Genomic DNA, 12,818 nt, shown 5'->3' on the forward strand with positions numbered 1-12,818 from the left:
AGTCTACTGGGCCATGCTGTCAGATTCTGGCAGTATCGTGCGACTAGCGACCTGATTGAGTTTGCGCCATTCTCGAAGCAGAGTGGAACGCCGCTTGGGATAGCGCTCCATCTTTTGCTCGACGCTCAAGATCCGATCCGAACGGAAATTCCGAAAATCGGCTCGAAGCTCGCACCAACACATCAGCACCCGTGCCTGGTCGAAATACACCAGGGCAAAGGGCCAAACGACGCGCCGCGATTGAATGCCGCTGCCGTCCACGTAGGTAATCTCGAGCTTCAACTCTGCACGGACCGCGGCACGCAGCAGGTCCGGCGAGATCGTGTGGGCAGGTCTCGTCAACGGCGCGCCGACCAGCAGCGAAGATTCCTCTAGCTCGCGGCGCAGTTCGGCGGGCAGCACGGCCGCTATCTTTGCAAGCGCGCCGAGCGCACCCCCTGATAGCGTCTCGTCGCAGCGATCGGCCACCCAGCGCATGCCAAGCACCAAAGCATCGAGTTCCTCCGAGCGGAACATGATGGGTGGTAGCATGAAGCCCGGCTTCATTACATAGCCAATGCCCGGCGCCCCCTCGATCATTGCGCCCTGGGCCTGCAAACTGGCGATGTCCCGGTACAAGGTGCGAGTGCTTACGCAGAGCTCATTGGCGAGGGTTTGGCCGCTCACGGGACGTCGATAACGACGTAACACTTGCAGGAGTTGAAGGAGGCGTTCTGCACGGGACATACGTGAATTGGGATATTGGCACGGAGGGAAATCAACAATGTGATCCGGTGCTTCGAACCGAATGCAGTTCATTCGTTCCGAGGACCATTGCATTGTCGACGATCTATACGGCTCTGTCGAACGTCCTTTCCTGGCCGAGAGAGCACCAGTTCAATGCTGGTTCTGTTGAGGTGCCGTTGAACGCTTCGACGGCAGCAACCCGAGCACGAAGATGCTCGCCTGTGCAGTGCAGTTGCGGCGCTTGACGGCGGGAGATGTTGTATCGCTCAATGAACGGCTCAGCGCTGCCGTCCCACATTGGATAACCGCAATAGAAGCAAAGACCGGATTGACGTTTGAAAGCACGAGCGCGGTGTAGCGCGATTGGCGAAGGCATGAGCGACTCCAGATGTCAGGAAGATTCCGGGAAATTTCGAAACCCGCGCGCCCTTTAGGTGCCCACGGGAAGCAGCCAACTCAGTTGCACTGGCACCACATCAACTCTTCAAGAGATTGACGCACCAAGTCTAGTGCGACTTGGACTTCAGGCAAGTTGGTTTTCAGCAGAATTTGCTCCCACCCGACAACGGCTTGTTGTGCGTTCCTTGATAGTTTTCTCGATGGCGTTGGAGGAGGAGTGTTTGCCCTAGGCCTTCTCAAAGCCACTGTTACGGTCGACTATTCGCCGATCAACTCGACGGATCGTGCGGCGGCTGTACTTCTTAGGTGATCCTTGCTCTGATCCGGGCGGTTCAGGGGTGACTCATGCACTTCGCATGGTTCGCCGTCCGGCAGCCCAAGTCAAAGCGGTGTGAGACTCAGTTCGGGCCAGTTGCAGCCGTTCGACCGGACATGCTGTCGGACATTCGAAGGACCGCTTCACCAGATACTCGCCTTTGCGGCTCAATATCCGAGGTGCTGTGCGGCGTCACAGCACTTCGCCGGGATTCAGGATATGCTTGGGATCGAGAGCTATCTTGAGCCGACGCATCAGGCTTATTTCAGCATCGCTGCGCGTGCAGGCGAGGTAGGGGCGTTTCAGCACGCCGATTCCGTGCTCCGCCGAAATCGGTCCGCCCGTTTGTTGCATGACAGCGTAGGCGGTTCGATCGAGTTCGTCCGCCAGCGCTACGTCCAGCGAAGAAAGGCGATTACCTCGAATTCTTCGCGGGGATCGATGTGCTGTGCGCACTGTCGACCTGCCCAGGTGGCGATCTGTCAGTGCCAGTGTGGGGCCCCGACGCGCGCGATCCGCTGGAAGTGTGCCGGCCGCTTGGCATCGAAGTCTGGCAACTCGCGCCAAAGATGCTCGACGGTTGGTCGCCGCCAGCTCTCGCCGCCTACAAGGGGCAGCACGGCATCGTGTTGAATCAACCACAATGGGAGTGAGCTTGCGGCAACCTGAATCGTCCGATTAACGCGCGCGGCGAACAGGCTGGTTTTCGCCAACAATGGCCTCACCACGACGAGAGGGCGAACATGCGCTATAGCCCCGATATGATCCGTACCATCGCTCTGGCCGGGCATGCCGGCAGCGGCAAGACCTCGCTTGTGGAAGCGCTGCTATACCACGGCGGCGCGCTCCATGCGCCCGGCAGCGTCGCGCGAGGGACTACGGTCTGCGATTTCGAACCGCTCGAGCGGAAGTATCACCACTCGCTCAACTCCACCGTCACGCACCTTCATTACCGCGACACTCGCATCTATCTGCTCGATACGCCCGGTTACCCCGACTTTTCCGGGCCGTCGTTCAGTGCGCTGCCGGCCGTCGAGACGGTCGCCATCGTCATCAATGCGCAGACCGGCATCGGAATGACCACCCGGCGCATGATGAATTGGGCGGGCGAACGTAAGCTTTGCAGAATGATCATCGTGAATGGTATCGATGAAGAAAAGGTCGACCTTCCAGCGCTACTCGCGCAAATCCAGCAAACCTTCGGCAGGGAATGCCTGCCTGTCAACCTGCCGGCGCAGCACGGCCGCCAGGTGGTGGACTGCTTTTTCAACCCTGCTGGAGACGCCGATTTCCTGTCCGTTGAAGCTGCGCACAGTGCGCTGGTCGATCAGGTGATCGAGCTCGACCCGGAGCTGATGGAGCTATACCTGGAGCAAGGCGAGGCGATCCGCCCGGAGCAGTTGCACGAGCCTTTCGAGCGTGCGCTGCGCGAGGGCCATCTGGTGCCGGTGTGTTTCACCTCAGCGACCAATGGCGCCGGCATCGAGGCTCTCCTCGATGTGTTTGTCCGGCTCCTGCCCAATCCGCTGGAAGGCAACCCGCCGCAGTTCTACCGCGACGCCGGCTCCCACAAGGAAGTCGTGCGTGCCGAACCCGCCGCCGACAAGCACGTGCTGGCCCACACCTTCAAGATCGTGATCGACCCTTACATTGGCAAGATCGCCGTGTTCCGCATCTATCAGGGGACGATCGAGCGCGATAGCCTGCTGTATATCGGCGACAGGCGGCAGCCGTTCCGGGTCGCCCATCTGTTGATGTTGCAGGGCAAGGAGCACGTCGAGGTCCTGCGAGCCGGTCCCGGCGATATCTGCGCGGTGGCCAAGGCCGACGACGTCGGCCTCGATGCCGTGCTACACGACGCGGCCGACGACGGCAACATTCACCTCGTCCCGCCGGACTTGCCGACGCCCATCTATGGTCTCGCGATCGAGCCGGCGCGCCCGGGCCACGAGCAGCGGCTGTGGGAAGCACTGCAGAAGCTGAGCGCGGAAGACCCGTGTCTACACATCGAACGCGAGGCGAGCACCAACGAGACCGTGGTGCGAGGCCTCGGCGAGTTGCATTTGCGCTATATGCTGGAGCGTCTGTCCGACCAGTACAAGCTCGAAGTCGTGACACGGCCGCCGAAAATCGCCTATCGCGAGACCATCGGCGCAAGCGCCGAGGGACACTGCCGCCACAAGAAGCAATCCGGTGGCGCCGGGCAGTTTGGTGAAGTGATGCTGCGCGTGGAGCCGCTGCCGCGAGGCGCGGGGTTCGAATTCGTCGACGCTGTCAAGGGCGGCGCCATCCCTGGCCAGTTCATTCCCGCCGTGGAAAAAGGTATTCTTCAGGTGATAGAAAGCGGGCCTCTTGCCGGTGTCCCGATGCAGGACGTGCGCGTCACGGTCGTCGACGGCAAGAGCCATTCGGTCGACTCAAAAGAGGTGGCATTCGTCACCGCCGGGCGCAAAGCCTTCATCGATGCGGTGCTCAAAGCCCAGCCCATCGTGCTCGAACCTATCGTGGATATCGAGGTAACAACGCCAGAACCGGCAATGGGCGAAATAATCGGCGATCTGTCGTCGCGGCGCGGCCAGGTTCATGGCTCCCGCCCGTCCGCCGGGAACGCCGTGGTCGTCGCAGGACAGGTGCCGCTTGCCGAGCTCAACCACTATCAGTCGCGTCTGAACGCGATCGCCGGTGGACGCGGCAGCTACAGTATCGAACTCAGCCATTACGCGCCGGTGCCCGCTGCCACGCAGGAATCGTTGGTGGCGCAGCACAAAAAACGAAGCGACACGGTCCAGCCGTGAATGGCCGGCTGTCCTGTGGCATCTGAGGGACATCATGAAAGTTATCGTGCTCGGTGGCGGCTGGTCGGTGTGACAGCCGCGTATCAGGTGCAGAAGGATGGCCAGGAAGTCGTGATCATCGAGCGCCATCCGGTCGTTGCAGCGGAAACCGTCTGAACGTCTGTTCGGCAGTAGGGGCGAATGACAACTTTTGACCGGGTCTAGCCGGTTCAACTTGCGAGCTTTCCCTCGACCCCGCTCGTCACGACGAATTCATGCCGCTCTGGCCGGATGTGAAAGACAGTCGCCTCGCAGACACGATCGTCGTCCAGCCGCGTCGCCCGCCGCGTCAGTAGCAGCGGCGCGCCGACATCGACTTCGAGACTTCGAGACATGCGGCAAGGTCTTCCCCCGGGAATGCCCGCGCCGCACTGGAAACGTCTGTCTCCAAATCGCGTCTCCAGGCTGGTTTAGTAAAATGAGAGCTGCAAAAACTTCAATGAACTCGCCACTCAGACACTCCATGGACATTTTTTACTATTGGCAGAAACTCGAGCAAAATCTGAAGGAAGGACCGGTCGGGTATTTCGGCTCGAACAATACAAAAATCCTGGAGCTGACACAGCGATTGCCTAAGCGTATCTGGGTCTTCAAGACCCCGAGAGGAATGAAGGGCTCCATCCAACTAGTCGGGTCACTCCTTGTCAGCGAGACACCGTGCGTCGCAGTCAAGACTGACTATCCCAACGTGATTTACTACGACCCGTTCTCTTCCGAGTCGGTAATGTACATCGACTCGGGCACACCACAGCGCATCCAGGAGGTCTCTGGATACTTCCAGTACCGGTTTCACTCTGCCTTTAGCTCGAACTTTCAGGGAGACGCCGGTCTGCAAGCTATGGAGTCGAACGTCGTGCGCGGGTTCGAAGCGCTGGTCGCTGACTGGGACACGTGTCAGATGCTCGACCGTGTTAAAAATCGCGAGAAGGTTCAGCCCATCAATCCTTTCGCACAACATTCAGCGTAACAGAGGCTTTGTTGCGTGACCTGTCCGGTAGCTGAGTTGGCATGGCTAGCCGCACTTTCCCATATTGCCCAGCGAACACAGTATGTCGCCGTGAGTGGATATCAGACGGCCATCGAGGCGCCGCTTGCATCGATGATCGTCGCGCTGCTGCGCGCAGCTGGCTGTTGCTGCTGACGATGTTCTGGCTGCTGACCGAATGGCTCGGACCGTGTCGCATCTGAATGACCGTGGCCGTCACTGAAGCGATCACGCTTGCCGCGAGCATCGTGCTTTATCTCACGCGCGGGCCGGCTTCGATTCAGCGGCCCGTGCCCGCGGAGATGAATCGAAGCCGGGCGCTTTCATAGGCGCTCGGTCGTCAAATGAAAGCGCCGGTCGACCGTGGCGAGCAGGCGCTTCGACAGGCGCGTGGCGCGCCCCTGAATCAGCCGGTCCGACACGCGCGACAGACCGTAGGACACGAACAGCACTGCAATCAGCGTCGCCCCGAAAAGCATGAGCGACGTCTCGCCGCTCTCCTCGCCGAACAGTCCGTCGAAGAAATGAAAGGTCATATAGACGCAGATGAAGTGCCAGAGATAAATGCCATAACTTTCGCGCCCGAGGGCCGCGGCGCAGCGTCGAACCAAGGGCATGCTCGGCGCCGCATGCCCTTTCTCGCGTTCCTTGCGGGCATGGCGCGAGCACACGAACAGCAGGAACGCCACCGCACTGCACGCGGCGAAAACAGGCGCGAGCGCATTTGCCTTGTCGAGCCATACACCGAGCGCGGCCGTGACGAGCGCGAAGCCCAACGCAAGCAACAGATAGAGCCACGACACGCGCCCGGTCACATCGGATGCGCCGAGCAAATGCGAGCGGAACGCGTACCACGCCCACATGCCGACGATGAAGCACGGCCCCTGTACCGGCGGCCAGAAATAGCTGAACGTTGCGTGCCAACATCCGGTGTTCAACCAGTTTGCAGAGTTTGGGCCGTTGTGCCCGATCCCAGGCAAGCTGGTCGGCACGGCTTGCCCGATAGCCGTCCGGTCCACTGTTGCGTTTGATTTCGCGGCAGATGGTGGAGGGAGTCCGTGAAAGCCGACTGGCTATTAACTGGATCGAATCGCCAGCAACGAGCGCCCACGATATTTCTTCGCGTTCGGCGAGCGTGAGTGCCAACGGCGACCGATGTCGTCGGGCCGGCCGGATGCCGCCCGTTTCGGCCAGAATCCGATGAACGGACGAATGGTTCCGGCCAAAGAGCTGGGCAATATGCTGGAGGGATTCCCCCTTCTGCCAGCGCTCCCACATCAGCGCTTTCTGCGTCTCGCTGTAATAGATCCGGCGTCGCTGTTTCATCTGCAACACTCCCACTGCCTGAGCAGCTTTCAGTGTGTTGCATCCACCAGTTGAATCCGCCATCCCGTCTTCGACAGGGCCTCGCTCGAGTGGGAATCCCATGTGCGGGCAACGATCGTCGAGCGCGAAGACACGCTCGCGGTCGCAGATGGCGACGATCGGACCATGGCCACCGTGGACAATGCTTCGCCCTTTCGCTTGCAGTTCTTCGAGGTTCCCAGCGAGCACGAGTTCTTCGTCCCGCTTACACGATCTTCTTAGGCAGACGGCGCTGATCTTCCGACGCGATCCACCTAAAGCCGTTGAGTGCCGGGAGGAAATGCCGGTATCGCTGACGGTATCGGCGGCGCTATGGGCCCCTGTCAGGCCCAACGCTGGGTTTGCGGCGGGTGGTGTATGGATAGGATAATGGGTAGGCGGCGGCCTGGGAAAGCAGGAGTCAAACCTGGCGCGGCTTTCCGGGCGGTTGTTGGACCCTGCTGCCTGCAGCAAACCATGTCGGGCGTCTCTTGGCAACGGTTGGCAGATACGGCTGACGTGGGTTAGAGACTGGCCACTATGCGCAGCCGCGAACTGTGAGTTGGCAAGTCGGATTTACGGTGGCCGGGCGGCGGAGGAGTCGAACCTGGCCAGGCTTTCCTCGCGGTTGTAGAAAAGTCTGTGTGATTTGTTGCCTGTTGATGGGGCGGTCCCGGTCATCCTGCCGAATTTTTGTCAACGCTAGCTCATAGCGGATACCTCGATCAACATGCCGTTTCTGGTGGTATATCGGGTGATATGTCACTTCTGAAAAATCAACAGACCCTTGCCGGGAAGCCGATTCCGGGCATTTTTCAAATCCCGCCCTGGGCACCATTTCGAATCGTCGATTCGAATCTTCAGGAGCCTCGCGCTTTCTTCAGACAACGCCGGCCCGTATCAGACCATCGCGTTGTCTCCGCTTCTTCTGCGATTCACTTTCGTGGCGCTTCATCGCTCAGAACTCGTTCCGATAGGCAAATAGCCCCGGAAGTCCGCCGCTCATCACGAATAGAATTTTCTGTCTGGCCGGATACTTGCCGGTAGTCACGTTTTCGACGAGCCCGGCAAATGCTTTGCCGCTATACACGGGATCGAGCAGCAAGCCTTCCGTCGATGCCATCAGCCGAACGGCAGCGCGCATGTTATCGGTTGGAATACCGTAGCCGGGTCCAAGCTGCGCCTCGTCGATCGAGATCGAGTCATCATTCACGCTTAGGCTTGGGTCGATCAATCGAACCGTCTGATTCGCCTTATCCAGGGTAATCGTGCGCGCATGCCCGGCATTCCCATACACCGTGAATGCGGCAATACGTGACGGATCGAGTCCCAGCGCAACCAAACCCGCAACTAGCCCCGCATGCATGCCGCCGCTTCCGTTCGGCACCACGATGCGATCGAAAGCCACGTTTTGCGCTTGCGATTGCGCGACGATTTCAGCGGCGCAGTCCGCATAGCCGAGGCAGCCGACAGGGCTCGAACCGCCCAACGGACACACATACACGTTACGGCCCTGCGCCCGCAACTCGTTCGCGCGTTCCTCGGCGAATTGCAGTGCGTTGGCCGTGCCGGGAAGATCGTGCACGCGAGCATCGAATAGCGCATCGAGCAGCACGTTGCCGTTCTCCATGTAGTCGTGATCGGAACGGGGTACGGTTCTCGTCAGCACCAGCTCGCATTGAAGTCCGACGCGAGCCGCCGCGGCCGCCGTCAGGCGCGCATGGTTCGATTGACGTGCGCCGACGGTAATGATGGTGTCCGCGCCACGCGCGAGCGCTTCGCCAATCAGGAATTCGAGCTTGCGCAGCTTGTTGCCGCCGCCACCCAATCCCGTCAGATCTTCTCTTTTGACATAGATGTCCGCGCCGCCGAGGCGAGCGCTCAGACGCGCAAGGTGCTGAATTGGCGTCGGGCCTTCGAGAAGCGCGTGCCGCGGAAACCTTGATAAATCGAGGCGGTGCGATAAGGCGGAGTTCATGGTCGTGGGCGGGCGAGAGAGTTGAAAGAGACGCTTCTATTCATTTGATTGACGCAAAACTCGCTTTGAGTACTCAATGCGCCAACGTCCGTATTCCAGCCAGCAATTTATCAACTTCGGCGTCAGTGGTTAGATAGCTGACCGATGCGCGCGCGATCTGCGTCAGCCCTCTGATCGTCATATCGAAAGGTGTATATGCGACGCCATTCGAGCCGATCGTGATGCCATGTGCCGCCAATGCGCGTCGCACCGACATGGCGTCGAGTCCGGCGACGTTGAACGACACCAGACCGGATCGTTCGACACCCTGGTCGAGTACGGACACGCCCGGCATCGCGGCCAACCGCTCGCGCAATAGCTGCGCGGTCCGATCGATCTGCGCGCGGATATTGTCGATGCCGATTTCCAGCGCTTCGTCCAATGCATTCGCCAATCCGCAATGCAGTGCAATCGACGCTTCCGATGATTCGAGACGCGCGGCATCGTCGCGCAGTACCGGCTCGCCGTTGGCGTCGAGCGGCGCGGAATAGGTGTCGACGAAGGCTGGCATCAAGCGGGGCAGAAAATCCCGCCGCACGAATAACAGCCCGGTGCCGCGCGGTCCGCGCAGTGCCTTGCGGCCCACGCCCGCCAGCACGTCGCAGCCGAGTTCGACGACGTCGATCGGCAGTTGTCCGATGGCCTGCGCCGCATCGATGAAATACGGAATGCCGTGACGGCGCGCTATCTGCCCAACCGCGGCAGCCGGATTGATCAGTCCGCCGTTGGCCGGTAGCCACGTGAGTGCAATCAGTCGGACCCTGTCGTCGAGCATCGCTTCGAGTGCGCCAGGATCGACCCTGCCGCTGGCATCGGAAGGAATCGTCTCTATCGATGCACCCGCGCGCTGCGCCAGAAGACGCATCGTCGCGAGATTGCCGCCCCATTCGTGCCGCGCAACGAGGATGCGTTGCCCCTCGCGCCACGGACCCAACGCCGCGAAAGCTGCGCCCCAGCCCGGCGAGTTGCCGGTGGTCAGCGCGATCTCGGCAGGCTGAGCGTTCAGCAGTCGCGCGGCGAGCGCGCGGGCCCGCTCGGTTTGATCGCTAGCAGCCGCGCCCGCTTCCATGGGTCCCATCGACGCTTCGCGCAACAGATGCGCGTGAATCGCTTCGAGCGTGGCGGCCGACGGCAGCGACGCGCCCGCATGATTGAAATGCGTGGTACGGAGAACACCGGGTGTGCGGGCACGTAATGCATCGATGACTGCGGGCGACAGCGGAGAAGACATTGGCGGCTCCGAGTGTATGAGTGGAATTCAGGCGTTCTTCAATGCGACAACCGCTTCGACTTCGACGGCGACTCCCGCCGGAAGCGACGCGACACCGACCGCGCTGCGCGCGTGACGGCCGGCGTCGCCGAAGATCTGCACCATCACGTCCGACGCGCCATTGGCGACCGTGCTCTGCGCACTGAACGCCGGCGTGCTCGCGATGAACACGTTCAGGCGCACGACGCGTGCCACGCGCTCGAGCCGGTCGCCTGTCGCCGCGACGATCTGCGCGACGACACCGAGCGCCGACAGTCGCGCGGCCTGAGCGCCTTCGGCGTCGCTGATATTGTCGCCGAGACGCCCGAGATATGCAGGCTGTCCGTTGTTGCGCGAAATCTGACCAGAAATGTGAAGCAGATTGCCTTCTTGCACGAATGGTACGTAATTGGCAGCGGGTGCGGACGCGGATTCAAGCGTCAGGCCGAGGCTGGCGGCGCGGGAGGTAATCGAGGAGGTCATCGGAAGGGTACCGTTTTAGTGACGGGAAAGCTTCGATGCTATTGATTCGCGCTGCACGCGACCAACGATTTTTCGTGCCCGACGCATGAGCAAAACTAATGCGTTCAGCCGAGCCGATCCTGCTGCGCCGTTTGCACGATCCATGAGCGGAATGCGGTCGCGGCGGCGTCGAGCTTGCCCTTGCGCGTGACGAGCCACCACCCGATGCGGGGATCGTCGAGCACCGCGTCGGGCAACGCAGGCACCAGCGAGCCTTGCGCGAGCTGCTGCGCGATCAGCCGATGGCGGCCCATTGCGATGCCCTGTCCGGCCAGCGCCGCTTCGACGACGATGTTGTAGTCGTGCAGTTGCACGCGTTGGGCGTCGCCGAGGTCGAGGCCGGCATGACGCGACCATGCTTCCCATTCGAACGAATGCGTCGAGTAAGAAATCAGCAATGGGAAACGCAGCAGGTCCAGTGCTTTGCGCAGACGCTTTCTGCCGGCAAGCAGCGACGGACTGCACACCGGCGAAAGACGCTCGGACATGAGCCTTTGCGAAGCGACACCCGGCCAGCCGCCGCGTCCATAGCGAATCGCCACGTCGACTTCGCCGCCCGGCACATCGGCGAGCGCGATGTCGGGCCGCAATTGCAATTCGATATCCGGATGCGCGAGCGGGAACGTATGCAGACGCGATGCGAGCCAGCGACTCGCGAATGAAGACAGGAGGCCCACGTTCAGCGTTTTGCGTTCGGTGGAGAATGCTCGCACTTCGCTGGTGCCGAGCCGCAGCAGTTCGAAAGCGGCGTGGACTTTCGCATAGTACGCGCGGCCTGTCCCGGTGAGTTCAATCGCGCGCGTTTGGCGCTCGAATAGCGCGATACCCAGATCGGCTTCGAGCTTCTGGATATGGTGGCTGACCGCGCTTTGCGTGACGAACAGTTCTTGCGCCGCGCGGCTGAAACTCAGATGGCGCGCGGCGGCTTCGAAGGCGCGCAGCGAAAGCAGAGACGGTAAGGGGCGGGCGGTGCGCATCGAATCGGGCGATAACAGCGTGAGCGAAGTCTGCCGTTATACGCCTGAAGGGACGCAAATAAAACCCTTACCGTCCGGCTTCATTCCTGCCACGCCGCTCCTTCCGGATACCAGTACTTGTCCAATGTCCCTTCCAGCATCTCGATGCTATAGCCCGGCCGTTGTGGCGGCATGTAGTGCCCGTTGCGGATCACCACGGGGTCCACGAAATGCTCGTGCAGATGATCGACATATTCGAGCACGCGATTTTCGAGCGACGCCGACACGCAGATATAGTCGAACAGCGAAATATGCTGCACGTACTCGCACAAGCCGACGCCACCCGCATGCGGGCACACCGGCACACCGAACTTCGCGGCCATCAGCAGTACGACGATCACTTCGTTGAGTCCACCGAGCCGACAACTGTCGATCTGGCAAAAGTCGATGGCTTGCGCCTGCAGCAGTTGCTTGAACATCACGCGATTGTGGCAATGCTCGCCGGTTGCGACGCCAATCGAACCGAGCCGCCGGCGAATCGCCGCATGACCGAGGATGTCGTCGGGACTGGTGGGCTCCTCGATCCACCACGGGTCGAACTCGGCGAGACGACGCATGTTCGCGATCGCCTCGTCGACGTCCCACACCTGGTTGGCGTCCATCATGAGCTTCAGGTTCTCGCCGATCTCTTCGCGCAGAATGCGCGCACGCCGCACGTCTTCTTCCAGGTCGCCACCGACCTTCTGCTTGAAATGCGTCCATCCCTGCGCGACGCCTTCGCGCGCGAGCCGGCGAATCTTGTCGTCGTCGTAACCGAGCCATCCTGCGGATGTCGTATAGGCCGGATAGCCGTGCGCGAGCATTTCCTTTTCTCGCTCGCCTTTGGTCTTCGCATGACGATGCAGCATCGCGAGTGCTTCGTGCGGCGTGATCGCATCGGTCACGTAACGAAAGTCGAGGCAGCGCACGAGTTCTTCCGGACTCATGTCGACCAGCAGCTTCCAGACCGGCTTGCCGACGGATTTCGCCCACAGGTCCCACACAGCGTTGACGACCGCCGCGGTGGCAAGATGAATCGCGCCCTTGTCCGGACCAATCCAGCGTAGTTGGCTATCCGAAGTGAATGCGCGCCAGAAAGCACCCATATTCGCGGCGATATCTTCGAGCTTCTTGCCGACGATCAATGGCGTGAGTGCATTCACGGCAGTCACGCAGATTTCATTGCCGCGGCCAATCGTGAACGTGAGACCGTGGCCGATCAGGGTCGGCGTGTCGGTTTCGAGCGTGACGTAGGTGGCGGAGTAGTCCGGCGCGGCATTCATCGCGTCGGAGCCGTCCAGTGAACGTGAGGTGGGAAACCGGATGTCCCGAACGGACAGCCTTGTGATCGTCGTCATCTGCGCACCCTCCGGGGCTATGGCTATCGGCTTGTCGTCTGCGTCCGCAGACGACATCGGCTACATGCGCACG

Annotated in this window: 11 protein-coding genes and 3 pseudogenes; 3 read left to right on the top strand and 11 right to left on the bottom strand. The window is 60.9% G+C overall.

All coding sequences use genetic code 11. The features are described 5' to 3' along the window. Positions 1-3: 3 nt before the first annotated feature. The 3 genes and pseudogenes from AB3X96_RS36115 to AB3X96_RS36125 all read right to left on the bottom strand — a co-directional run. A complete protein-coding gene (locus AB3X96_RS36115) occupies positions 4-726 on the bottom strand; it encodes a helix-turn-helix transcriptional regulator (protein WP_368593474.1) in 723 nt (240 codons plus the stop codon). Between the two features lie 103 nt (positions 727-829). Further along, the gene (locus tag AB3X96_RS36120; protein ID WP_368593475.1) at positions 830-1,102 is read right to left on the bottom strand and encodes a hypothetical protein; all 273 of its coding nucleotides are present in this window, start codon (positions 1,100-1,102) and stop codon (positions 830-832) included. Between the two features lie 531 nt (positions 1,103-1,633). Beyond that, positions 1,634-1,852 (bottom strand): annotated as a pseudogene (locus AB3X96_RS36125) (FAD-linked oxidase C-terminal domain-containing protein); the annotation flags it as partial. Between AB3X96_RS36125 and AB3X96_RS36130 the strand changes: the two are divergent. Both AB3X96_RS36130 and fusA read left to right on the top strand, forming a co-directional pair. Next, a pseudogene (locus AB3X96_RS36130) lies at positions 1,840-2,094 on the top strand (hypothetical protein); the annotation flags it as partial. The pseudogenes AB3X96_RS36125 and AB3X96_RS36130 sit on opposite strands and share 13 nt — an antisense overlap. 90 nt (positions 2,095-2,184) lie before the next feature. Continuing rightward, on the top strand, positions 2,185-4,236 hold the full coding sequence (gene fusA / locus AB3X96_RS36135; protein ID WP_368593476.1) for an elongation factor G: 2,052 nt from the start codon (positions 2,185-2,187) through the stop codon (positions 4,234-4,236). 209 nt (positions 4,237-4,445) lie between these two features. Here the strand turns inward: fusA and AB3X96_RS36140 are convergent, their stop codons facing one another. After that, positions 4,446-4,610 carry a hypothetical protein gene (locus AB3X96_RS36140; protein ID WP_368593477.1) on the bottom strand — a complete coding sequence of 55 codons (165 nt, stop codon included), beginning with the start codon at positions 4,608-4,610 and terminating at the stop codon, positions 4,446-4,448. 128 nt (positions 4,611-4,738) lie between these two features. Between AB3X96_RS36140 and AB3X96_RS36145 the strand changes: the two genes are divergently transcribed. Next, positions 4,739-5,242, top strand: a complete 504-nt coding sequence (locus tag AB3X96_RS36145) for a hypothetical protein (RefSeq protein ID WP_368593478.1) — start codon at positions 4,739-4,741, stop codon at positions 5,240-5,242. Between the two features lie 341 nt (positions 5,243-5,583). Here AB3X96_RS36145 and AB3X96_RS36150 read toward each other — a convergent pair whose 3' ends face one another. The 7 genes and pseudogenes from AB3X96_RS36150 to AB3X96_RS36180 form a co-directional block, all read right to left on the bottom strand. Beyond that, the gene (locus AB3X96_RS36150; protein ID WP_368593479.1) at positions 5,584-6,279 is read right to left on the bottom strand and encodes an acyltransferase family protein; all 696 of its coding nucleotides are present in this window, start codon (positions 6,277-6,279) and stop codon (positions 5,584-5,586) included. Beyond that, positions 6,179-6,586 (bottom strand): annotated as a pseudogene (locus AB3X96_RS36155) (helix-turn-helix domain-containing protein); the annotation flags it as partial. The pseudogene AB3X96_RS36155 and the gene AB3X96_RS36150, both read right to left, overlap by 101 nt. A gap of 976 nt (positions 6,587-7,562) precedes the next feature. Beyond that, positions 7,563-8,582: a D-cysteine desulfhydrase family protein gene (locus tag AB3X96_RS36160; protein ID WP_368593480.1), complete on the bottom strand. Its 1,020-nt coding sequence runs from the start codon at positions 8,580-8,582 to the stop codon at positions 7,563-7,565. Positions 8,583-8,655: 73 nt separating this feature from the next. Next, the gene (locus AB3X96_RS36165; RefSeq protein WP_368593481.1) at positions 8,656-9,852 is read right to left on the bottom strand and encodes an aminotransferase class V-fold PLP-dependent enzyme; all 1,197 of its coding nucleotides are present in this window, start codon (positions 9,850-9,852) and stop codon (positions 8,656-8,658) included. 27 nt (positions 9,853-9,879) lie between these two features. Further along, complete coding sequence (locus tag AB3X96_RS36170; protein ID WP_176121049.1) at positions 9,880-10,353, bottom strand: RidA family protein; 474 nt, start codon at positions 10,351-10,353, stop codon at positions 9,880-9,882. A gap of 104 nt (positions 10,354-10,457) precedes the next feature. After that, the gene (gcvA, locus tag AB3X96_RS36175; protein WP_368593482.1) at positions 10,458-11,369 is read right to left on the bottom strand and encodes a transcriptional regulator GcvA; all 912 of its coding nucleotides are present in this window, start codon (positions 11,367-11,369) and stop codon (positions 10,458-10,460) included. Positions 11,370-11,449: 80 nt separating this feature from the next. Next, positions 11,450-12,745: an L-fuconate dehydratase gene (locus AB3X96_RS36180; RefSeq protein WP_368593483.1), complete on the bottom strand. Its 1,296-nt coding sequence runs from the start codon at positions 12,743-12,745 to the stop codon at positions 11,450-11,452. Between the last annotated feature and the right edge of the window lie 73 nt (positions 12,746-12,818).

Origin of the sequence: Paraburkholderia sp. BR13439 (assembly GCF_040948805.1) — a bacterium.
In the GTDB taxonomy this organism is placed as follows: Bacteria; Pseudomonadota; Gammaproteobacteria; order Burkholderiales; family Burkholderiaceae; genus Paraburkholderia; species Paraburkholderia youngii.

Bases quoted from the DNA above. Each gene is read 5' to 3' on its own strand.
- AB3X96_RS36170 (WP_176121049.1), bottom strand. From the start codon at position 10,353: ATGACCTCCTCGATTACCTCCCGCGCCGCCAGCCTCGGCCTGACGCTT.
- AB3X96_RS36140 (WP_368593477.1), bottom strand. From the start codon at position 4,610: ATGTCTCGAAGTCTCGAAGTCGATGTCGGCGCGCCGCTGCTACTGACG.
- AB3X96_RS36165 (WP_368593481.1), bottom strand. From the start codon at position 9,852: ATGTCTTCTCCGCTGTCGCCCGCAGTCATCGATGCATTACGTGCCCGC.
- gcvA (WP_368593482.1), bottom strand. From the start codon at position 11,369: ATGCGCACCGCCCGCCCCTTACCGTCTCTGCTTTCGCTGCGCGCCTTC.
- fusA (WP_368593476.1), top strand. From the start codon at position 2,185: ATGCGCTATAGCCCCGATATGATCCGTACCATCGCTCTGGCCGGGCAT.
- AB3X96_RS36145 (WP_368593478.1), top strand. From the start codon at position 4,739: ATGGACATTTTTTACTATTGGCAGAAACTCGAGCAAAATCTGAAGGAA.
- AB3X96_RS36160 (WP_368593480.1), bottom strand. From the start codon at position 8,582: ATGAACTCCGCCTTATCGCACCGCCTCGATTTATCAAGGTTTCCGCGG.
- AB3X96_RS36120 (WP_368593475.1), bottom strand. From the start codon at position 1,102: ATGCCTTCGCCAATCGCGCTACACCGCGCTCGTGCTTTCAAACGTCAA.
- AB3X96_RS36180 (WP_368593483.1), bottom strand. From the start codon at position 12,745: ATGACGACGATCACAAGGCTGTCCGTTCGGGACATCCGGTTTCCCACC.
- AB3X96_RS36115 (WP_368593474.1), bottom strand. From the start codon at position 726: ATGTCCCGTGCAGAACGCCTCCTTCAACTCCTGCAAGTGTTACGTCGT.